The sequence below is a fragment of the Bacillus sp. JCM 19034 genome, assembly GCF_001310635.1.
Lineage (GTDB): Bacteria > Bacillota > Bacilli > Bacillales > Bacillaceae_D > Halalkalibacter.
On sequence record NZ_BAXR01000004.1, the window covers coordinates 70,517 to 92,012 of the forward strand.

Annotated in this window: 23 protein-coding genes and 1 pseudogene; 6 read left to right on the plus strand and 18 right to left on the minus strand. The window is 36.1% G+C overall.

The features are described from left to right. Positions 1-156 precede the first annotated feature (156 nt). The 15 genes from JCM19034_RS08590 to JCM19034_RS08660 all read right to left on the minus strand — a co-directional run bounded on the left by JCM19034_RS08590 (position 157) and on the right by JCM19034_RS08660 (position 12,495). Positions 157-1,863 carry a SulP family inorganic anion transporter gene (locus JCM19034_RS08590; protein WP_082393894.1) on the minus strand — a complete coding sequence of 569 codons (1,707 nt, stop codon included), beginning with the start codon at positions 1,861-1,863 and terminating at the stop codon, positions 157-159. A gap of 467 nt (positions 1,864-2,330) precedes the next feature. Continuing rightward, entirely contained in the window at positions 2,331-2,828 is a 498-nt protein-coding gene (locus JCM19034_RS08595; RefSeq protein ID WP_062048910.1) for a hypothetical protein, read from the minus strand. 563 nt (positions 2,829-3,391) lie between these two features. After that, positions 3,392-3,943: an AAA family ATPase gene (locus tag JCM19034_RS08600; RefSeq protein WP_062048912.1), complete on the minus strand. Its 552-nt coding sequence runs from the start codon at positions 3,941-3,943 to the stop codon at positions 3,392-3,394. Further along, complete coding sequence (locus tag JCM19034_RS08605; protein WP_062048915.1) at positions 3,904-4,245, minus strand: ATP-binding cassette domain-containing protein; 342 nt, start codon at positions 4,243-4,245, stop codon at positions 3,904-3,906. Before JCM19034_RS08605 ends, JCM19034_RS08600 begins: the two co-directional genes overlap by 40 nt. 9 nt (positions 4,246-4,254) lie before the next feature. Then, positions 4,255-4,641, minus strand: a complete 387-nt coding sequence (locus JCM19034_RS08610; RefSeq protein ID WP_062048917.1) for a GntR family transcriptional regulator — start codon at positions 4,639-4,641, stop codon at positions 4,255-4,257. A 12-nt stretch (positions 4,642-4,653) separates the two neighbouring features. Then, the gene (locus JCM19034_RS08615) at positions 4,654-5,394 is read right to left on the minus strand and encodes a hypothetical protein (protein ID WP_062048918.1); all 741 of its coding nucleotides are present in this window, start codon (positions 5,392-5,394) and stop codon (positions 4,654-4,656) included. Between the two features lie 24 nt (positions 5,395-5,418). Next, the gene (locus tag JCM19034_RS08620; RefSeq protein WP_062048920.1) at positions 5,419-5,898 is read right to left on the minus strand and encodes a small multi-drug export protein; all 480 of its coding nucleotides are present in this window, start codon (positions 5,896-5,898) and stop codon (positions 5,419-5,421) included. Positions 5,899-6,049: 151 nt separating this feature from the next. Beyond that, positions 6,050-6,454 (minus strand): hypothetical protein, encoded by a 405-nt coding sequence (locus JCM19034_RS08625; RefSeq protein WP_062048922.1) that lies wholly within the window; start codon positions 6,452-6,454, stop codon positions 6,050-6,052. Between the two features lie 152 nt (positions 6,455-6,606). After that, complete coding sequence (locus JCM19034_RS08630) at positions 6,607-9,417, minus strand: S8 family serine peptidase (protein ID WP_082393896.1); 2,811 nt, start codon at positions 9,415-9,417, stop codon at positions 6,607-6,609. Positions 9,418-9,439: 22 nt separating this feature from the next. Continuing rightward, positions 9,440-9,823: a hypothetical protein gene (locus tag JCM19034_RS08635; protein WP_062048926.1), complete on the minus strand. Its 384-nt coding sequence runs from the start codon at positions 9,821-9,823 to the stop codon at positions 9,440-9,442. Between the two features lie 451 nt (positions 9,824-10,274). Then, entirely contained in the window at positions 10,275-10,640 is a 366-nt protein-coding gene (locus JCM19034_RS08640) for an MmcQ/YjbR family DNA-binding protein (protein WP_062048928.1), read from the minus strand. Positions 10,641-10,773: 133 nt separating this feature from the next. Next, entirely contained in the window at positions 10,774-11,202 is a 429-nt protein-coding gene (locus JCM19034_RS08645; protein ID WP_062048930.1) for a helix-turn-helix domain-containing protein, read from the minus strand. A 14-nt stretch (positions 11,203-11,216) separates the two neighbouring features. Beyond that, the gene (locus JCM19034_RS08650) at positions 11,217-11,564 is read right to left on the minus strand and encodes a DUF6597 domain-containing transcriptional factor (RefSeq protein WP_062048932.1); all 348 of its coding nucleotides are present in this window, start codon (positions 11,562-11,564) and stop codon (positions 11,217-11,219) included. A 15-nt stretch (positions 11,565-11,579) separates the two neighbouring features. Further along, positions 11,580-11,945 (minus strand): DMT family transporter, encoded by a 366-nt coding sequence (locus tag JCM19034_RS08655; protein WP_062048934.1) that lies wholly within the window; start codon positions 11,943-11,945, stop codon positions 11,580-11,582. Positions 11,946-12,054: 109 nt separating this feature from the next. Beyond that, complete coding sequence (locus JCM19034_RS08660; RefSeq protein WP_197276369.1) at positions 12,055-12,495, minus strand: DMT family transporter; 441 nt, start codon at positions 12,493-12,495, stop codon at positions 12,055-12,057. A gap of 181 nt (positions 12,496-12,676) precedes the next feature. Between JCM19034_RS08660 and JCM19034_RS08665 the strand changes: the two are divergent. The 6 genes and pseudogenes from JCM19034_RS08665 to JCM19034_RS08685 all read left to right on the plus strand — a co-directional run bounded on the left by JCM19034_RS08665 (position 12,677) and on the right by JCM19034_RS08685 (position 18,709). Beyond that, positions 12,677-14,069, plus strand: a pseudogene (locus tag JCM19034_RS08665) (PLP-dependent aminotransferase family protein). Between the two features lie 135 nt (positions 14,070-14,204). Beyond that, positions 14,205-14,879 carry a response regulator transcription factor gene (locus JCM19034_RS08670; RefSeq protein WP_062048938.1) on the plus strand — a complete coding sequence of 225 codons (675 nt, stop codon included), beginning with the start codon at positions 14,205-14,207 and terminating at the stop codon, positions 14,877-14,879. After that, complete coding sequence (locus JCM19034_RS22210) at positions 14,876-15,397, plus strand: hypothetical protein (protein WP_197276370.1); 522 nt, start codon at positions 14,876-14,878, stop codon at positions 15,395-15,397. Before JCM19034_RS08670 ends, JCM19034_RS22210 begins: the two co-directional genes overlap by 4 nt. Next, positions 15,394-15,903 carry an ATP-binding protein gene (locus JCM19034_RS22215; protein WP_197276371.1) on the plus strand — a complete coding sequence of 170 codons (510 nt, stop codon included), beginning with the start codon at positions 15,394-15,396 and terminating at the stop codon, positions 15,901-15,903. Before JCM19034_RS22210 ends, JCM19034_RS22215 begins: the two co-directional genes overlap by 4 nt. Positions 15,904-15,992: 89 nt before the next feature. Further along, positions 15,993-16,751 (plus strand): ABC transporter ATP-binding protein, encoded by a 759-nt coding sequence (locus JCM19034_RS08680; RefSeq protein ID WP_062048940.1) that lies wholly within the window; start codon positions 15,993-15,995, stop codon positions 16,749-16,751. Further along, positions 16,748-18,709, plus strand: coding sequence for an ABC transporter permease (locus JCM19034_RS08685; RefSeq protein ID WP_062048942.1), 1,962 nt, complete (start codon positions 16,748-16,750; stop codon positions 18,707-18,709). Before JCM19034_RS08680 ends, JCM19034_RS08685 begins: the two co-directional genes overlap by 4 nt. 80 nt (positions 18,710-18,789) lie before the next feature. On the opposite strand, the gene JCM19034_RS08690 is transcribed toward JCM19034_RS08685, so the two are convergent. The 3 genes from JCM19034_RS08690 to JCM19034_RS08700 all read right to left on the minus strand — a co-directional run bounded on the left by JCM19034_RS08690 (position 18,790) and on the right by JCM19034_RS08700 (position 21,492). Next, positions 18,790-19,788 carry a substrate-binding domain-containing protein gene (locus JCM19034_RS08690; protein ID WP_370621863.1) on the minus strand — a complete coding sequence of 333 codons (999 nt, stop codon included), beginning with the start codon at positions 19,786-19,788 and terminating at the stop codon, positions 18,790-18,792. A 194-nt stretch (positions 19,789-19,982) separates the two neighbouring features. Further along, complete coding sequence (locus JCM19034_RS08695; protein WP_062048944.1) at positions 19,983-20,552, minus strand: YesL family protein; 570 nt, start codon at positions 20,550-20,552, stop codon at positions 19,983-19,985. A gap of 94 nt (positions 20,553-20,646) precedes the next feature. Further along, positions 20,647-21,492 (minus strand): carbohydrate ABC transporter permease, encoded by an 846-nt coding sequence (locus JCM19034_RS08700; protein WP_062049271.1) that lies wholly within the window; start codon positions 21,490-21,492, stop codon positions 20,647-20,649. Between the last annotated feature and the right edge of the window lie 4 nt (positions 21,493-21,496).

A 21,496-nucleotide genomic window follows, 5' to 3' on the forward strand; every position in this document is an offset into this window, starting at 1 on the left:
AACCAATCAACATAATATGATAAGATATTCACTTTTCTCCACATTTGAATTGCTTCATAAACACAGCAATTTAAGTACGTACACCTAACACATCTACATTTTCGAAATACATCAAAAAAGCCCCAATTCTGCACAGTGCAAAATCGAAGCTTCAGCCTAAATATAATAATCCTGTACCCACTCTTTTGAACTACTAATATAGTTAAAAGTAGTGTCAAAATATGAACGTAATCCTTTTTCACTTAAGAGCTGCTCTAGTGTTAAATGATTATGCTGCTCTGGGTATTTTTCTGACCAATTCATTTTTTCTACTGTGTCACGTATGGAGCCTTTCATATTTGAAAATAGTAATGTCACTCCATTTTTCTTAAAAACTCCAATGATCTCTTCTAAGCGTTGAATTGAGACAAAATCAATATCATTAACTCCACTCATATCAATGATTAACCAATCAGCTTCATTTAATCCACTTATGCTTTTTAGTTTTTCCTCCAAAAAAGCAATGTTAGCAAAATGCAAACTCGAATCAATTCGAAAAATGAGTACTTTTTTAGCTGTGATCGCTTCTTGATAACGACTAATATCCCGAAACGTTTTTTCTTTCTCGACAAATCCAAGCTGTACGATTTCAGGTCTTGCACTTTTTCTAATGATGAGGAGTAAAGTAGAAACGGCACCAACGACAATCCCCCATTGAATTCCAATAAATAATGTCGTTAAAAAAGTGGTAACCCAAATCCAGCCTTCAAATCGCTTAACTTTAAAAAGGCGCTGCGCTTCTTTGATGTCAACTAGCTTATAGACAGCGACAATAATGATCGCTGCAAGGGCAGCTTTTGGTACGTAGTAAAAAGCTGATGTAAAAAATGCTACTGTTATCAGCACTAATATCCCGGTAATAACAGAAGTTAATTGCGTTGCACCTCCAGCCTGATGGTTCACTGCTGACCTTGAGAAGCTTCCATTAACCGGAAAGGACGAGAAGAACGAACCGACGATATTAGATAGACCTAATGCGGTAAACTCTCGATTCGGATTTAATTCATACTTTTCTTTTTTAGCAATCGCCTTTCCAATCGATAATGATTCCATAAATCCTAACAAAGAGATCGTAAGTGCCATTGGAACTAACATCATAACTGTCTCAATCGTAACTTCAGGTACCAAAAATCCTGGTAACCCTTTTGGGACATCACCGATTACTTGTAGATGTTTCTCATCTAAATGAAACAAGGCGACCGTAACTGTTGAGAGACATACAACGAATAAAGCATTCGGCAGCTTTGGTACAATCCTTTTAATGAGAATAAGTAAAATGATACACCCTAAGCCAATCGAGATTGTAAGTAGATGAATCTCATTAATTTTGCTAAATATTTCAAAAAGTAATAAATGGATCTGTAAATAATTCCCCGTATCAATTCCTAGCAAATGATTCAATTGACTAATTCCTATAACTATAGCCGCAGCTGATGTATACCCATTTAAAACAGAATAAGGAATGAACTTCACGATAAATCCTAATCTTGCAAGTCCAAACGCAAGCTGTAGTACTCCAACCATTAATGCTAAAACAATAACAAGTGTAATATAAGAGTTAGATCCAGGCTCAGCATAAATCGAGACCCCTGAAAAAACGAGTAATGATGTAATCGCAACTGGCCCAATTGACAGATGCTTTGAGGAGCCTAATAACGCGTATACAAATAAAGGGACCGTCGAGGCATATAAACCCATAACAGGCGGAAGGCCAGCAAGCATCGCATAAGCCATTCCTTGAGGAATTAACATGACAAATAAGGTGAAACCTGCGATAATATCACGCTTTAATGCCAGTTTTTTATCATTCATTAATGGGTTCATTACGTAAACTCCTCCCGACAATTATAGTTCATTACCTATTCTATCACACTTTCGACCAAAACGGTCAAAACTTTTTGCGATTAATATGAAATGTCCTTCTTTTATATACTTTCGTCACCACAAAATTAGATGAGGGAATCTAGTAATTCCCACTCCTTCGTTTACATGAATATATACTTCCCGAGTAGCAGCATCATCTTTTCCAAATCATTTCTCTTCTGACCAAACACATTCTGCTTTGAACAGCTTTTCGACAGAACTTGTCCAAGAAACTTGTACCGAAGTTCCCGCATAGAGGATTATTGTGACTAAGGTAATGAACGTAATCCTTCGTTACTGTGATATTGCCTAAATGACCATATTCCACTTTATTTTACCTAAGGAGGCTTTTTTTATGCACAAAACAAACACCTTCGTTCTACTCACATCATAGAACGAAGGTGTTTTATAAATGTTACAGAAATGCTTTAATCTAAATCATAGTACTCCCATTCAATTTCCATGCCCCATTGCCCTGCAAGATCTTCTAACTCTTTTTTATATTCCTCATCTACTCTACTAGCTTCACGAATGGTCTTCATATGAGATTCTGGATCTAAATCTGTTAACCATTGATACTCTGCATCTAGTTCCATTTGAAGAGATTTAGTGTATAGTTCATGAACTTTTTGTAATTTTTCATTATCAATTTTTTCACCGTATTGTTCGGAATCAGCAACTAATTGCTCTAAACTAGGGATAACCGTTTCTTCAGTATACTGAAAAATCTCTTCTTCAGTAGCTGTCATATAATAATCACTGGTTTGAATATGTAAATTGACGTATTTATCAGTGATAACGTTTGTTTCCTCTAAGTAATCTTCCATTAAACCAACATTTCCATTAATCGTATGGATAATTGAACACCCAGAAGCTACCCCTAAGACGATTACAGATACTAAAACCATCAAGACTTTTTTCAACATTTTTAATCAATACCTCCTATGTTTTACATTTCAACCTCTAAAATTATAGAGGATTGTCGAAAATAATAAAATAGACCGAATATCCCATTTTAGAAAGAGTTTCAACTTCACCAATTCCCTTACAAGGTTAACAAGCTCTTCAATAGATGGAACTTTCTTCTTTGCTAATAAATAGCTATGAATACAACATTAAGTCGGTCGGTAAACTAAAGGGGCTCATTACGATTAAAACTGACATAACAAAATAACTAAACTCCTTACATTACGCTGGATGCTAGCCTAATTAGCTGTTTCACTGAAATAGAAAAATCTTCTCAACTTAAATAGTGGCATTCATAAATCACCTTAAAGAAACTGAGTTAGAATGTATTTTTTGAACCTACCGTTGTATAACTGCTGACTAGTATTTCAAATCCCCATTGAAACAATCAATATATCCGTTGTAAAATTAACCCATTCCATAGACTTCTAGACCTAGTAAATTATTTAGTTCATTCTAAATATCACAACAGAAAAAAGGGCACAAAGAAGGGATATTATTCCTCTTGTGCCCTATTCGTTCTTTAAAGAAAATAATACTCCATCACTTCATCTAAATCTAAACGCTGTCTATGTGTAATTTGAACATTTAGTCTTTCTAAAACGGATTCAATGCCGGGTAAATCATTAGTTACAAGCTGAAAGGGCTCCTCACTTACTTGCTTTACATTCGGATGCTGTTTTAGCTCTTTCGGCAATGAAGAAATCCAAATTCTAGCCCATCGTTCTTGAAGCTGTTCTTTTTCAAGGTGGTCAATAATCTGTCCCTTATTCATAAAGCATATATAATCACTTAATTGTTTAATTTCCTCTTGTTGGTGAGTTGCAATTAGGATGCTTCTCATTCCTTCTTCCATAAATCTCAGAAGGTCATCCTTCATCTTACGTTGTGAGACAAGATCAACACCTGAAGTTGGCTCATCGAGCAATAGTATAGCTGGATGATGAGCTAACGCAAGTATAAAATCAACCTTCCTTTTCGTTCCCGTTGAACAATTCCGATATTTTTCCTTACTATCAATTTCATAACGTTTAATTAATGCATCATACCATTTTTGGTCCCATGAAGGTACCAACGTGAGACAAATTCAGCTAATTCTTTGATAGACAAATGCTCAAAAACATCATACAGCCCAATCCCCATGTAACCGACAGACTGTTTAAATTCAACTTCTTCGTAACGTATATTTTGATTAAACCACGTAATAACTCCTTGATCCTCACGAACTTGATTCATTAACAAACGGAAAAACGTACTCTTTCCAGATCCATTTGGTCCAACTAAAGCAACAACCGTGCCTTGTTCCACTTCAAGATCCACAGGTCCAAATGAAAAAGTTTTATAGCTTTTCGTTAACTGATTAACTGTTAGCATCATTTCACCACTCTATCTATCCTTTTGTTTCATAATATCTTCAAACACCATTCGAATATCTTCACTTTTACTTCCCATCAATTCTGCCTGTTCAATCGCTTGCAGCAAAGCAGAGCGAGTCACTTCGTATTTCGTATCTTGTGCCATTTCCATATCCAATACCTTTACAAACGTCCCTTTTCCTTGAACTGTTTTAATAAATCCATCATTCTCCAAATTTTGATACGCTCTTCTCGTTGTAATAACACTACAACTTAGTTCACTTGATAATGCCCGAATAGAAGGCAGTAGCGTATTAGGTGGAAGCTGTCCGCTGACAATTAACGTCTTAATTTGCATTTCAATCTGATAATAAATGGGTTGCTTACTGTCTTCTGACACAATAATCGGTAGCTTCATTGGCCCCGCCCCCTACATGTAATCTCTCGTTAAGAGGCGCTTCATTAAGATGAAATAAAACATGATGCAAATCAAAATTCCTACCATAATAGACAAGCCAGCTACCATCCATTTCATCCTTCCAATCAAAAATAAAATGCAATCTACCACACTCATCCCAATAACTTGATGGAATAGTATCATAATCAAAATAAATACAACTAGAAAAACCCCCGCCATAATATAAAGCATTTTTCCACTCGTACCAAATTCAATATACGTATTGAGGCTTCCAAACGCTAAAGAATAACCGAACCATACAAGAATAAAAATGATCCACTCTTCTAACGTTACGTATTGGAAAAACTGCTCTGACAGACCGATTGTTAGCACAATATAAAAAGTTAATGACATAATCACAAGTGTTTGTACCATAAACAACAATCGACTCAAAGCAATCGTATTAACAGGAATTGGTAAAGCTCGATAAAAGCCGATTCTTTTTCCAAAAGGGTCTTCTTTAATCGTTTTTAAGCTTAAATATGGGCCTGACATAAATAATGTTGATAATGATGGAACTAACCCAATAAAAATTAGATCAAGATAAAAGTGACTAAATAACGAAAATTCATTACTATGATCTCGAATGGCAAATGTTTCGAAAAACGGATTCGTAAGGTACGCAAACAGAATCGCTGCCAAGAACGTAAAGAAAAATGCGATACGTTGAAATTTAAACTCTTTTTTTACAAGCCATATTGAATCCTTCCACATCCTATTTCTCCTTCCTTCCCCCGCCTACTCAGTAAAAATTTGCTCAAGAAAAGGATTTTCTATATTCAGTACATCTATACCAACTAACGCTAAAATTGATAATGCGATGCTCCAACCACCAATACTAATTAGTATCCAAGTCGTAACAGCCTTTCTTGTCGCACCGAAAACTAAACCTAAAAAAGCAACTAAATGGCTCCCAATAATAAACGGTCCAAGTAACGCAAAACCTGGCAACCCATACTTTTGCCAAAGTTTTTGTGCTTTTGCTGTTTTTTTACTTTGCGTTTCTTCGCCTTTCTTTTTCCTACGCCATTCTCTAATTTTATCAAAAAAGACAATTACAATTAAAACGGTTAACACATTCCCTACAATGGCTAAAATTATGACAGGTACAATCGATAGACCTCCAAATACTGCGATTGGGCTAATATAAACTGCCTCCATAAGCGGTGTTGCTGCTAACAAAAATACTAATAGATAAAGCCATATTACATCCAACATTTAAAATCACCTCATGTGTTATAGTGTTTATATTGATATACACAGTATAACACAGCTACTTTTATTGTCAACAAAAAAAACTACCCGAATGTTGGTAGTTAAAATTAATACCTATTAGTGATTATGTACTCTTTCAAACTAGAAAGAAATACTATATAAATAAATACAGGACAAAGCCTACAATAAGAACCGTATCAATAATAGCAAGATATAAGCCAACCTTCGACGATTTCAAATTTTCTAATTGATAATTAAATAGAATATCATACAAACTTATAATGAATAAAACAACGGAAATGATAGCGATCAGGAAAGAACCTGTCGTTAAAACGGCTAAAATATATAATAACCACCTTCGGATAAAATTAAATGTAAAAACGAATATAAATACAGCAAATGAATTGGTATCAATATTCACTTCTTCCTCTGATTTAAGTTCTTGTAGCCCCTTTTTTACCTTTTTATGTTCACGTAAGTAGCCTATATTGACCCACAATAAGATAAAACAATAAACGATGATAAGAATGTCTTCATGACCACGTATAAATTCAGGCATATTCTTCCCCCTGACTCTTTTAACACAGCACCCATTCCAAAACCAACTATTATAACACCTATATCCATTACATTAACACACTTAATATATATTTTACTATGAAAATAAGAACCCATAGTTATATACTATGAGTTCTCTATTAACAACCTATACTAACTATTTTGTCGCAGTCTTCTCAACGCTGTAAAAGCAAACCCTACCACTATTAAAGCGAGACCGAGCGTTAGCCAATGATACAGGCTTGTAGCTGTATTAGGTAATGTTCCCTCTTTCCCATGTGGAAGTTCTACTTCTTCAGTTTCTGTATTAATTACGTTTCCTTTTTTAGTTTCAGGGTCCACCTCAATGTCGGATTCGTCCTCTTCAAAAGTCATAGCAGAGAACACTGAAAATATACTAAAATGATTTGTTTCAGCTACTATATAGCCATCCTTAAGGGAACCGCCTATCTCTTCCCAATCTCCAGTCTTCCCATTCCAATAATAAACCTTCAAATTCGTCGCTTCTTCCTCTTCATTGATTAAAAAGCGAAGTTCGATCGGCTCCTCGAATTGATGAACTTTTTCTCCATTTTGGACAAGCGTAAATTGATAGACAGCACTCTTTGCTTGTTCAATATAATCAATGTCATTGTCGGATCCGACACGTTCGATATGAATGGCTGCATCTCCTTGTTTAAAGACACCAGCAGGGATAGTTAATTGGACATCCTTTTTAGATAAAATAATTCGAATTCCTCTACTAATCAATTCACTAACTTGATTTTCTGTTAATTGTAGCCGGCTTAAGTCCGTAGAAGCAGAATGAAGATCAATCAATAATGTCCCATTGTCAGCTACCGAATCAATCACAGCATCTGAAATGACCGCAGCCCCCTCATTGACTTCAGGTTGAACGGTAACAAATGCAAATTGTTCTACTTTGTTATCGTTATCACCGTCTCCTACTGGTGGTATTGGTTTCTCTGGCCAATTTCCATGTTCACCTTCGCCCTTTTCTAATACCGTTATCGTTATTGTTAGCTTGCTCTCAACGCCAAATCTATTAACTACTATATATTCAACTAGATACACAGCAGGTTTGGTCGTATCAATATCGTTTTCATCAACAATTTGACCATCTTCATCATAAATCGTTACCGAAATATCTAAGTCGTAATCAACCACAGATATATCTGGTAAGACAAATTTCGCTCCATATCCAATCTCTAACTCTCGTGATTCCCCATGATAGATAATAACTGGTGGTTCAGATTGAACAATTAACGTCACTTCAACAGCTTCAGCTTGTTGACCATATGAATCTTCAGCTGTAAACCGTAACGTATATATCCCCGGGACTTCCGTACTGAACAATGTCTCACTAACTTCCCGACCACTCTCATCGAACAAACTTGTGGTAACGTCTAGTTCTTCAGTTTCGTGTGACACCGTTGCCGTTGGAAATTCAAAGTCCTCACCAAACCCAATAATAATCTCCAATTCCCCAGAATATTCAATTACTGGCGGATTGCCTTTTTCATCTTTATCTTCTACCGGTGGTTCCGCTTCACCTTCATCTACTGGTGGTTCCGCTTCACCTTCATCTACCGGTGGTTCTGCCTCACCTTCATCTACTGGTGGTTTCGCTTCACCTTCATCTACCGGCGGTTCTGCCTCACCTTCATCTACTGGTGGTTCTTCATCAAGTGGTGCTAATACCGTAATGATTATTGTTAATTCTGCTTCATTACCTGATTGATCAGCTACTTTATATTCCACTTGATAAATAGCAGGTACTGTCGTATCAATGTCACTTTGATTAACAACTTGTCCGTCTTCATTATAAATCGTAACTGTTGCTTCTAGGTCTTCATCCACGTTATCTGTCACGGTTACTGTTGGTACGATAAATTCTGCACCATGTTCGAGCTCTAATTCCATTTCACCATCATAGTGAATAACTGGTGGTTCAGTATCAATATATGGTTGAACATATAAGGTCACTTCTACTACATCAGCTTGTTGACCTAATGAGTCCTCCGCATAAAACTGTAACGTGTATGTCCCTGGGGCTTCCGTACTGAAATCTTCCTTACTTATTTCCTCACCAGCCTCATTGAATAACTTGAAGGTGACATCTAACTCTTCTCTTTCATGTATCACAGTTGCTGTAGGGAATTCAAAGTCGACCCCATACTCAATATGGATTTCAAAATCCCCATTATATTCAATGACCGGTGGCTCAATTACTGCATATTGCACAAGACCGTAACCATATAAGCGATCTCGACCTTCTTCTGAACCTAAACTAACTGACTTTTCAATTAATAATTCTCGGATTTCTTCCGTTGAAAGCTGTGGATATTTCTGCATTAATAGTGCAGCTACACCCGTAACATGAGGAGATGCCTGAGAAGTCCCACTCATCCCAATATATGTATTCCCCCGTGCTAACCCACCAATTGCATCTCCAGGGGCAGCTAATTCATTTTCTGGTCCCACAGCAGAAAATTCGGAACGGTTTAGATCCTGGTCAACTGATGCAACAGCGATCACCTCAGCATATTTTGCTGGGTATTCGATCTGCTCACCTGTTCCATCTTTAGTTCCACCATTTCCACTAGCTGCTACGATTAATATTCCTTGGTTGTAGGCATTTTTAATTGCGTCATGAACGGCAGGAACCTCTTCTACAAAGCCTAAACTAAGATTAATGATGTCGATATCATTTTCAATTGCCCAATCGATACCACTAATTAGATCTGTTGTCGTTCCGCCACCAAAAGTTTCACTAAAAACCTTTACACCGTATAATTCAACATTAGGAGCAATCCCTTGATGAGGCGTTCCTTGACGAGCACCAATTATCCCTGCCACATGTGTACCATGGCCATGATGATCATTTGTATACTCTTCACCTTCAAATACAGAAAATCCACCTGCATATGTAATATCTTGGTGATCATCGAAACCTGTATCTATTACGCTACTTTTACACCCTCGCCTAAATAACCATCATCCAAGCATCAAAAGCCTTAACGAGTTCATTGTTCCAATCGTTAGTATTGTTTTGAACTGTCAAATCCGTTTCCTCTACCATCAGTTGTAGTGGTTGATCAATTGAAACGGAAACGACATTAGGGTCTTTTTCTAAACGATCAATCTCATTAACTGGTACTGTCATCGCTCGTATCGGCAATGTATTCATTACGACTTCATTTTCATAGTTTATAAGAACGGGGTTATCTGGCACTTCATCCTTATACGATACGATGATATCTACTTTTTCTATTTCAGCATTAGCATATGCCCCAAAAGGAAGAAGTAAATGAATAAATAAAACAACTATTAAAAATAAGGCCGTTCCTTTAAATCCACTTCTTTTCATTATCCGGTTCCCCCTTACCATTTCAATGGTTTAAAAATAAATAACTCTTAATCCTTTAAATCTTACGTCAATTATAAGTTTTATTCTAAATGACACATATTTCAGTAGTTATTGGACTTATCGTATCTCCCCCTTTATAAAACAAATACAACTAGTACTATTTTACCATATATAAATAATTACCACTTTATTAATTGATCAAATTTTTTTCTATTCTAAATACTTTCTGTTGCATTTCTCGATTTGATAGAGGCTTTTATACCCTTACCACAAGTTTACTCTATTGTCAGTTGAAAACAACCGCTTTTTTATTAGATATATAATAAATATCGCCAACTAACTAATCTTTGTAACCAAAAAAAGCTTGACGATCATCGTTATACGACATAATCGTCAAGTTATTACTACAGTATTACTTACTATATGAAAGAAAAGCTCCATAACATCATTTCTATTCAGATCCCGGACGCAATTGTTCCTTCTTTTTCTTTGTTAGTTTGGAGTAGACGAGTTGATACGATTCGACAATCATTTGCTCAATGACTTCTTTAGGTACATCACATTCCTCAAGTAGTAGAGAATTCCAATGAGACTTATTGACGTAGTATCCTGGTATGACACTCTCAAACTCCTGTCGCAAATGTTCCGCTTTGTGCGGCTCACATTTTAATGTTACTATTTGTTTCCCCTCACCGTTCGTTCCGAGCATTGCAAATATTTTCTCCCCAACAAGATAACGTATCGCTTGCCACTCCTCCTTAAAATCACGCTCCGCTCCACGTTGCTTTTGACATATTTCTTCAATAAATGAATTCATCCTTGCTCACTCCTATCAAACACGATACTTTGAATAGCCACTATGCTCTGCTTACACAGTAAACTCATTCATGTATGTTATGATCATATCTAAATTCCTAGCTGACGTATTGTATAAAAACGACATATGTCTATTATAACCGTTGCAACATTTTATTAGGTGTCATCCCACTAAATGTTTTAAACTCCCTGATGAAATGTGATTGATCAACATAACCAAAATGGTGGACTAATTCCATAGAGTCGCACGTTCGTGTACAATACATTCTTCTCCAAACCTTTTGAAAACGAGTTAAATTGATCATTTTCTTTGGCGTAAGTCCTGTATACCGCCGAAATAATCGTTCAAGCTGTCGTGCTCCAATCGCACAATGTCGTATTAGATCATTTTGATCAACAGGTTGATCGGTCTGCAAAATCAGATTCATACAATTGAGGAAATCAGGGTGGAGCCATTTCTCTTCTGCTTCTAGTTTTTCAAGTAATATCAATTCAATCGCCTCAATCCTTTGAGCGAGATTCATCCTTATGAAACGTTCATCCTGAAGCAACCTTGTTAGCATTGAAAAGTAATCCTCTAAATCAACGACGGTATTTTTCGTCGAATTGAAGTCTTCAGTAGAGAATAGCCATCCACTCCAGCCAAAAAGCGAATCCCTAACACAGATGAGGTTAAGTTAGTTGTTGTATCGAAATAAGTATCATTAATTCCGCAAAATTTCGAATGCACGCTACTTGATGCTTCATCGATATAGACCAATATATCTGTACACAAATCCGGGATTACGCGTGATTGAGTTTGACTTTGGTGATCAGTCCAAAAACAACGAACATAGCGCTTTAAAAGAGGATGAGGTTCAATTTCTTGATAACCTAATTGATGTGGTTGACCTGTTAAAGTCTGAAACCTATCTAAGAATTTCACGCCTACCTCCTATTATTATCGTTTCTTACTCATTCTCTGTTTATTGTCGTTATCCTCTCGACTTTTCTCATTAGTAATTAAATAAATTGCACACAACACAACTACCATACCGATGAAATGACTGATAGTTAATGACTCATTTAAAATGCCAAAAGAAAATACTGCTGCACTTATAGGAATGACTCCTGATAACACTCCAGCCTTATATGCCGGTATTTCCCTTACCGCTTGATACATTAATAAAAAGGCAATAACAGTAACAAATAACCCATTGTACGTAATCAACCCATAATCTATTAATGTAAGTTGACCTATAGAGAATGTTTGAAATTCAAATATAGCAAACGGTAAAAATAATATCGTCCCAATTGCACTAACCATAGTAGTAATGACTAGTGGCGAGTGTTTTTAGAACTAATTTTACCAAGTAAGATGAACATTGCTTCACTTATAACTGCACACAATATCAATAGATTTCCAATTAATGATCCTATCCCCCACTGACTATGGTACTTCCGGTAGTTTGAATAAAAGTTAGACCTATCATCGTTAAACCTATGCCAATCAGTACTTTTAATGATGGTCTTTCCTTTAAGACAATAAAAGCTAAAATGGCCATCACGGCAGGCAACGTGCTTGTAATGATCCCTCCTTCTAAAGCAGTCGTATGTTTTAAGCCATAGAGCATACAGACACTAAACAAAAAAACACCGGTCAATGCTTGTAGAAAAAGAATTAGAAGCTCTTTCGCACGTACTTTTGGAATCCCTTCATATTTGCATAATAACGAAATTAAAATTATCGTTGCTATGGCAAACCTTAACTCTGAAGCAATAAACACAGGTACATGCTCAACAAGCATTTTATTCGAAACGACGGAACTACCGACAATGAGCATAGCAAGGAACATTTTAATATAATTACTTTTCATGTACGAACCTAGCCTTCTTACACACATTTCTTTGAATTGTAAAGCAACCACCACTTCTATAAAACATCTTTATTCCTCCTCATCATCATTTTCTATTAACTAAGCTATCATGATAAACTGGTCTAAAATAGATCCACTATTGTTGAATAATTATGGTACCACTGAAATGAGGAGAGTTTGTATGCTTTGGTTAACGATTGATCGAAAATTAAAAGAGCCTTTAACAGCACAAATCTATACGCAAATGAAAGATAAGATACTACAGGCTGATTTAAAAGCAAATGAACGTTTACCTTCGACAAGGCAATTAGCGAGGGAGTTAAACGTCTCACGAAACATTATTATTGAAGCATATGAGAGATTACTAGCAGAAGGCTTCATTGAAACGCGTCGCGGCTCTGGTACATATGTTTCCTATGGTGCAAATTTTAGTGTACGTCGAGGTGAGGAGTTGATATTTAAGGAAGAACAACGAAGCAACGACGAACATGACCTAATCAACTTCCGTTCAGGCATTCCAGATTTACGCCTATTTCCTCGTTCAACATGGGCTAAGCTTACTTATCATACAATTCATAATTGTTCCCATACTGTCTTCAGCTATGGGAACCCTGAGGGGTTACCGGATTTAAGGAAAAGTCTAGCTGCCTATTTATTGAAAGTACGAGGTGCCCAATGTCACCCTCATCAAATTGTCATTACTTCGGGGGCAACTCAAGCTTTAACACTTGTTGCTAAATTATTGCTATCAAAGGGCGATCACATCATTATGGAAGATCCGATTACAAATGATATCCAATCTATCTTCGCTTCTAGTGGTGCACATATTCAAGGAATCCCTGTTGATCATAAAGGAATTAGAACAGATTTAATAGATTCATACATTCAACCGAAAGCTATTTTTGTTACGCCTTCACATCAGTACTTTGGGGAGTACATTGCCAATCCAACGTCGTATTGAATTAATTCATTTAGCAAAAGAAACAAACTGTTACATTGTTGAAGATGATTACGATAGTGAATTTCGTCATGAAGGCACACCGATCAGTTCATTACAAGGACTTGACCCGTCAAGAGTTATTTATATCGGTTCATTTAGTAAAATCTTATCGCCTGCCCTACGTATTGGCTATTTGGTGCTCCCGACACAACTAATCAATAAATGCCGTGAATATAAATGGTTCTCAGATTTACACACACCTTCAGTGGAGCAGTTAACATTAGCCCAATTTATTCAAGACGGTTATTTAGAACGCCACATTCTTAAAATGAAAAAAGTATATAAAAAACGAAGAGACTTTTTAATCCAATTAATGCATCAAACGTTTCCGAATCTCTTACAGATTTCAGGTCACTCGACTGGACTACATTTAATAGTTGAATGGAGCGGGCTAGTTATTACCGAAGATTTGATCAAAAAGGGGCATACGAACGGTGTTCGGATTTATCCAGTTGAAGACCACTCCATACATAAAGGACTCCATCTGAATAAAATGATTCTAGGCTATGGACATTTAGACGAGGAAGAAATAAGTGAGGGAGTTCGACGCTTAGCTAAGACAGTAAAGGAATGATTAGGCGTTAACTATTGAAAATCTTCTTACAGAAATCAATTGTTTCTATCGATCTTGATTATTTGTAAAATACTAATATAAACATGCCTGTAGTGCTACCTTTTATCAAATCACTAAACTCGAGGAGTGATCATCATGTATAAAGTGTTAATTATTGAAGATGACGTAACGATTTCATCCATTATTGAAAAAAGCCTACAAAAATGGGGGTTCACTCCGAAAAGAATAGAGGTATTTTCAGATATTTTAACGCCTTTTCATTCATTCGAGCCCCATTTAATTTTATTAGACATTAATTTACCGTACTATGATGGTTTCTATTGGTGTACAAAAATTAGAGAACTATCTAATGTCCCTATTATGTTCATCTCATCAAGGGATACAGATGCTGATAAGATTAGAGCGATCACTCAAGGAGGAGATGATTATATCGAGAAACCGTTTTCTATTGATCTATTAATTGCAAAAATACAAGCAACCCTAAGGCGCTCATATTCCTATAATGACGAAACGTTGCATACTCTCCAATACAAAGACTTACTATTGCATCTAGATAAACAGCTAATTGTGACGAATCAGGATGAGATAGAATTAACGAAAAATGAATCGAAAATATTAGCCATCCTCATACAACATAACGGAAATACCGTTACAAGGTCAAAAATCATGCAGACACTATGGGACAATGAGAGCTTTGTTGACGATAATACATTAACGGTTAATATTACTCGTCTACGTCGAAAATTGAAGGAAATTAATGTAGAAGACTATATAAAGACAGTAAAAGGGGAAGGATATCGTTTATCATGAATATTCGCCTCTATATTAAAGAGCGTTGGCTTACCTTGCTATTCTTTTTACTAGTTACACTATTTACATACAGTGTATATAAATTGGATACGAGTCTAACTCTCACTCAAACTAGTGAAGCATACATTTTGATGGGCTGGCTTCTATTTTTATGTGTATTTTCCTTACTTGATTACGTGATTCTAACTCAGCGTGTAAAAAAAATAAATCAATTTTCTGAATTACATGCTTCTAACGCTGAATTAGAAGATTTCACTTACCCACTTGATGCCACTTTAGCGAAGCAAATTGAGAAGGTCGTTTATGAGCTTGAAACCTATCGAAATGAGATCGAGACAAGAACGGCAGAGGAGCTAGACTTTATTACAAAGTGGATTCACGACATCAAAGTTCCTATCGCAGCTGCAAGGCTTATAATAGAATCAGAAGAGGAAACATTACCACCAAATCTATATGATTCCATCTCCCGTGAACTTTTTTCAATTGAGGAATCAGCACAGAGAGTTTTTATGAAATGAAATCAAGACGTTTTCATGAGGATTACAAAATTGCTCCTACATCGACGAGGAAATTGATCGCTCATTCTTTAAAAGCATATTCTAGCTTTTTCAGCCGTAAAAAAATCGAGATAGCAATCGTCGGCGACGATAAGACAGTATTAACAGATGAAAAATGGAGTGGATATATAATATCTCAATTCATTTCAAATGCTGTTAAATACTCTCCTGTTAGTGGTAGTATTCAAATTAAAACGATTGCTAAAGAAGACGAAACGATCCTGTCAATATGGAATAGTGGGAACGGAATTTTAGAGAAAGATTTAGAGCAAATTTTTCAAAAAGGTTATACCGGAAGTGAACATCGTACTGGTTTGAAAGCTACAGGCTATGGTTTGTACTTATCGAAAAAAATAAGCGACATGCTTGGACACCGAATTACCGTACATTCAGTCTATAACCAATATGCTGAATTTTGCCTTCACTTTACTCATAACGAAACCGTTTATGATGTGACAAAAATGTAAGGTTGTCGGTCATGCTGTAAGATAAATCGATTTCTCCCTGTACAACCGTACGTTAAAGTAAGATCAAAAGGAATGTTGGAGGGAGAAAAGTGAAAATTGTATCAGTTGAGAACATTAGTAAAACATATGGTTCAAAGAAATCTAAACAAATGTATCAAGCGTTAAAGAATATCAGCTTTGATGTTTACGAAGGAGAGTTTATCGGTATTATGGGGGCATCAGGCTCAGGAAAAACGACTCTCCTCAATTTGCTCGGTACACTTGATAAGCCCACTTCAGGAACGTACCAATTAAATGGGCAACTCATTACAAAATTAAAGAAAAAGCAACTGGCTGAATACCGAATGAGCAATATCGGCTTTATCTTTCAAGATTATAATTTGCTTGAAACGATGACTTTAAAGGAAAATATTATCCTTCCCCTCTCATTAAAAGGGGTGTCTGTTAAAATCATTGATGAAAAGCTACAACCGTTAGTAACTGATCTTGGGATAAAAGATATTTTAAATAAATACCCTTACGAAGTTTCCGGCGGTCAGCAACAACGTGCAGCAGCTTGTCGAGCATTAATTACAGAACCGAAGCTCATTCTTGCGGATGAACCTACCGGAAGTTTAGATTCTAAATCTAGTAAAGATCTTCTCAAGCTTTTTACTCACATTCATCAAAGATATAAATCGACCATACTCATGGTTACACACGATGTATTTGCTGCTAGCTATTGTGAAAAAATTATGTTTATCCACGACGGTGAGATTTATAATGAACTGCACGCTGGTAATGATAAAAAGCAATTTTTCGACTCGATTCTGGATGTGATGAGCGTGCTAGGGGGAGAACGAGCATGAATCTTTTTACCTTGGCTCTACGCAACATCAAACGTCACTTTCATAAATACGTCATGTATGTATTCTCTTTAAGTTTCAGTGTTTTCACTGCATATTCGTTTTTGGCGTTACTTTTTAACGAGCAAATCAAGCATGCCTTTACACATGACAACCGGTACCAGTCCTTTTTGATTAGCTTTGGTGTGATCATCATCGTATTTATTTTCTTTTTCCTTATAAGTTCAAATAATAGCTTTATTAAGGCACGGAAAAAAGAAATTTCTACGTATTCGTTATTCGGTATGCCCAATCATAAGATCGGACTCCTTTTATTTATCGAAACAATGATCATTGGATCTTTAACACTTCTTATCGGAATTGGTTTAGGGGTGTTCTTTTCAAAGTTAACAGCCATGCTGCTACTTAATATGTCTCTCTCTTCTTATACAGATGACATTGGGTTTACAATCACGATAGAATCAATCCTCATTACTACTAGCTTGTTTTTGATCATTTTTTCGATTATGGGCCTAGCAGGTCTTCGAGTGATTCATAAGTTTCAATTGGTCGACTTATTTAAAGCTGACAAAGTGGCTGAGACCAAAACAAAAGGTTCTTATTTCGGTTTAGTGCTATCCATTGCTTTGATTACCACTGGCTATGTACTAGCCTTTTCAAGTGACCCACAAAAAGTGTTTCAATACTCTCTTGTTATTTTACTTCTTGTGATCACAGGAACATACCTGTTCTTCTGGTCAGGATTAGCAAAAGTGCTGCATCTACTAAAAAAAATCAAAAAGATGTATTACAAGGGCGATGCGTTAATCTCAATATCCGCTTTATCCCATCGCACCCTTACGATCTCATCATTGATGGCTACGATTGCCGTTCTTTCCGCTGTTGCTACAACAGCAATTGCAACAGGTTATACATTATACAGTAACATAGAACAAAACACATATAATACCGTTGGTTATGATTTGCATTTTTATAACGACAATCCCGATCTTGTTTCAAAGGTTCATACTATATTTGAAAACCATGAAATAGATGTAATTGATCAATATTCAATGCCTTTACAAACAGTTGAACCAAACATGTCCGATATTTATGGTTCATATACAAAGCATCATTATATTAATTCTAATCAGCACTATTTTCGAATATACAATGAAACGACCTTTCATGAATTTCTTTCCTTATCAAAAAGAAAAGATGTAGACATCGTTTCATTAAAGAATGGAGAAGCGTTATATGTAAGATCATTTGTTTCTGAAGAACTAGAAGAAGCGATTATTGGGGAAGAACTATTTTTCTCTGAAGAGATCCTTACAATCACTTCTGCTCTTAGTCTAGATATCGGTCTATTCGGAGCACTCGATATGCTTGTCATTGGTGACGATGATTATGATCACCTCATGGCAGTTGGTGATATACATACGACGGATGGCTATGCATATATGATTAACTACGAACAAGCTTTGTCATCAACGGATTTAAATGCTGAATTAAATGAGCTGTTACAAAATAACGACGTATGGGGATACCGTCTCGCTTTAAATCACTATATTGAGGCAATGGAGACATTTGGACTTATCCTCTTTATCGGTTTATTCTTAAGTGTCATGATCATTCTTATGACAGCAAGCTTGATATACTTCAAACAAGTCACAGCAGCAGAAGAGGAAAAACATCAGTTTCTCATCCTACGTAAAATCGGAATGAGTAAACAAATCGAAAGGAAAGTAATATCGAATCGTTTACTGCCGATATTTTTCATACCACTTGTGCTCGGTATTCTCCATAGTGTATTTGCGATGAAAACAGCAGACACCGTCGTCTTTCTTTATATGATTGAAATGGAGAACTCCTATCTAATCGTCTTATTGTCCTCAGCTATTATGTACGCTGTTTACACAATTATCTATTGTATTTTTTATTTCATTACAAAAAGGCAATATGCCGAATTGTACAATTAGGGTAAATAGTAAACGCTAGCCAAGAAATCTCATTCTTGGCTAGCGTTTATTCTGCAGCATGAATTACATTTAGTCATTTCTTATAGTGATTTTGTTGATTTACGGATCACTAATTCGGGCTCAAATACAACCGAGTCAAAGCTCTCACTTTTTGGCTCATGTTTGTGCTCGATCAAATGATGAATGGCCTCACCCGCAGCATATCCCATTGCATCTTGAGGATGGTGAATCGTCGTTACTTTTACTTCCGATGCAACTGATAACATAGAATTATCATATCCAACTATTGAAATGTTATCAGGTACTTTCAGCTTCAACTCCCGAATCACATCTAATAGTAAAATGACAAGCTCATCGTTATAACAGACGATAGCAGTCGGTCGATTAGAGCCCATCAACTTTTTTCTGAGCTCCTGTAAAGGGTATTCTTTTTTCGTTTCCGTTGTATACGTAATGATATGACTTGGATGTAACGACAACCCTTTTTCTCGATGAGCCTTTATAAAGCCTTTCATTCGGTTCATACCTTGAACATCATCGTTTTTAAAAAAACCGATGATATTCCTGTGATTGCAGTCAATTAGATGCTTCGTTTGAATATAGCCGCCCAATTCATCATTTAATACAATATGAAAAGGTGCTAACTCCTCATAATAAGCATGTACCATTACATATGGAATTCCTAAGCGTTCTATATTTAAATAACTACTAATGTTCGGATTTGGAAATGCACTCTTTGTAGGCTCGACAATTAATCCGTCAAACTTTTGGGAAATGACCTTTTCCAAACAACGACGTTCTTGTTCGAGATCATTATTTGTGCTAAAAACGCTTACATTGTAACCGTAAGAACTTAAGTAACTCTCCGCTCCTCTAATAATCGTCGGAAAGATATAGTCGTTGAAATAAGTCATTATAACAGCAATGTTTTTATTAGTGGATGTTTTTTCATTTAATTTAGATAATGAGCGATCTGCACAAAAAGAACCAGCACCCTGCTTCTTATAAATCCAACCTTCATAAACTAAATCATCAATTGCTTTTCGTATAGTATGACGACTTAATTGAAACCGCTTCATAAGCTCACTTTCAGAACCTATTTTTGATGAGGCTCTATACATCCATTTTCTATCTTAGATTTTATATAATTTTTTACTATACTATATTTAGTTGCCATAACACACCTCAAATAGTCATGCTGCTCATTACTTGATGTATTGGTAATTTAGCGTAGACTTCATTGCCTCTTTTTATATTTCAAAGGAACAATAATCTACGAATATTGTTCCTTTGTTGCTTTCATCTCTAATTTTTCTAGGCTACGGTGAAAGAACCACATCATCATATACGACAACACACTTCCAGTAAAGAAGATTAGAACTGTCGGAAATGATAATGAAAGATAAATTGACGTCCATACTAATAGTAATAATACTACACATAGATGTGCTCTCCCAATCATAAACTGGATACACTTAATTACTATCTCTTTTGTTCCTCCAGTAAAATGGACAGAGACCGGAAGCAATGTCACTATAAAAAGGAAGTAAAGAAGAACCATGATTATATAAGACAGCACGACAATAATCGGAATATCAGTACCGGCTGCAACGATAACGCGGTAATTGAGGTACAATACACCACCAATTAAAGCTATCACCCAACCAAATAGATTCGCCTTTAGAAAGACCTGTTTATAAATCGACCAAAACGTTCGGAAAACAGCGTTATGCTGTTCTCCTCGTACCCATTTTCGAACAACTGCAAACATTGCAATTGTTGCTGGAAAAAAGCCGACTACAAAAAGACCAATTGCTGAAAATCCGATCCATATTAAATTCAAAAAGGGCGAACCTTGATATCAAACGAAAGACTTGATCGATCTTTTCCATAACCATTGGTCAGTCTCCCCTTCCTTTCTAATAAAGCTTTACCAATTAACCTTTCACCCCACCAGACGTTAATCCTTCTATAAAGAACCTCTGGAAGAATAAGAATAGAATGATAATAGGAATAATACTTAAAACTGATCCGGAAAATAATATTTGATAATTATTTCCATAAGGAGTTAAAAGTGTAGCTAACCCTATTGGTAAAGTAAACATATCGTTAGAACGTAAAACAAGTAATGGCCATAGGAAATTGTTCCAGCTTGTGAGACCCTGTAATATAGCCATTGCAGCAAATGACGGCAGCATTAAAGGTGCCATAATTTTGAAGAATATTCCATATTCCGTACAACCATCAACACGAGCCGATTCCATTAATTCTTTTGGTAGCCCCAAGCAATACTGTCTAAAGAAAAAGACAGCTATTGGTGCAACGATTAATGGCAGCATAACAGCGAAATAAGAATCGACTAGGCCCAATGTAGTCATGATGCGGAAAAGTGGTAACATTAAAATTTCAAATGGGATCATTAGGATTAAAAGAACGAGTACAAAGATAAATCCCTTTCCTTTAAAGTCATAGAGAGCCAATGCATACCCAACCATCGACGAGAAAAGAAGTGACAACCCAATAAGCACACCTGATACGATGAGACTATTCACATACCATTGCCAATAACCACTTCCTTCAGCTCCAAAGAGAGCATTATAATTCTCAAAGTCCCAATTAGAAAAGAATAGGTCCGCTGTCAATCCATAACGCATTAGATCTGATGCTGGACTAAATGAAGCAACAATTAATGCTATAACAGGAAACAGAGCAATAATCGCTACACCTGTAAATAACAAAACGAGCAATGTACTAATTAGTTTCTCTTTTGGTTTTTTATCCATGTTT

Coding starts and splice junctions, on each gene's coding strand:
- JCM19034_RS08610 (WP_062048917.1), bottom strand. CDS start 4,641: ATGAAGCTACCGATTATTGTGTCAGAAGACAGTAAGCAACCCATTTAT.
- JCM19034_RS08700 (WP_062049271.1), bottom strand. CDS start 21,492: ATGGATAAAAAACCAAAAGAGAAACTAATTAGTACATTGCTCGTTTTG.
- JCM19034_RS08590 (WP_082393894.1), bottom strand. CDS start 1,863: ATGAACCCATTAATGAATGATAAAAAACTGGCATTAAAGCGTGATATT.
- JCM19034_RS08685 (WP_062048942.1), top strand. CDS start 16,748: ATGAATCTTTTTACCTTGGCTCTACGCAACATCAAACGTCACTTTCAT.
- JCM19034_RS08625 (WP_062048922.1), bottom strand. CDS start 6,454: ATGCCTGAATTTATACGTGGTCATGAAGACATTCTTATCATCGTTTAT.
- JCM19034_RS08620 (WP_062048920.1), bottom strand. CDS start 5,898: ATGTTGGATGTAATATGGCTTTATCTATTAGTATTTTTGTTAGCAGCA.
- JCM19034_RS08635 (WP_062048926.1), bottom strand. CDS start 9,823: ATGAAAAGAAGTGGATTTAAAGGAACGGCCTTATTTTTAATAGTTGTT.
- JCM19034_RS08595 (WP_062048910.1), bottom strand. CDS start 2,828: ATGTTGAAAAAAGTCTTGATGGTTTTAGTATCTGTAATCGTCTTAGGG.
- JCM19034_RS08645 (WP_062048930.1), bottom strand. CDS start 11,202: ATGCTAACAAGGTTGCTTCAGGATGAACGTTTCATAAGGATGAATCTC.
- JCM19034_RS22215 (WP_197276371.1), top strand. CDS start 15,394: ATGAAATCAAGACGTTTTCATGAGGATTACAAAATTGCTCCTACATCG.
- JCM19034_RS08655 (WP_062048934.1), bottom strand. CDS start 11,945: ATGGTTAGTGCAATTGGGACGATATTATTTTTACCGTTTGCTATATTT.
- JCM19034_RS08670 (WP_062048938.1), top strand. CDS start 14,205: ATGTATAAAGTGTTAATTATTGAAGATGACGTAACGATTTCATCCATT.
- JCM19034_RS08605 (WP_062048915.1), bottom strand. CDS start 4,245: ATGATGCTAACAGTTAATCAGTTAACGAAAAGCTATAAAACTTTTTCA.
- JCM19034_RS08690 (WP_370621863.1), bottom strand. CDS start 19,788: ATGAAGCGGTTTCAATTAAGTCGTCATACTATACGAAAAGCAATTGAT.
- JCM19034_RS08660 (WP_197276369.1), bottom strand. CDS start 12,495: ATGAAAAGTAATTATATTAAAATGTTCCTTGCTATGCTCATTGTCGGT.
- JCM19034_RS22210 (WP_197276370.1), top strand. CDS start 14,876: ATGAATATTCGCCTCTATATTAAAGAGCGTTGGCTTACCTTGCTATTC.
- JCM19034_RS08615 (WP_062048918.1), bottom strand. CDS start 5,394: ATGTGGAAGGATTCAATATGGCTTGTAAAAAAAGAGTTTAAATTTCAA.
- JCM19034_RS08640 (WP_062048928.1), bottom strand. CDS start 10,640: ATGAATTCATTTATTGAAGAAATATGTCAAAAGCAACGTGGAGCGGAG.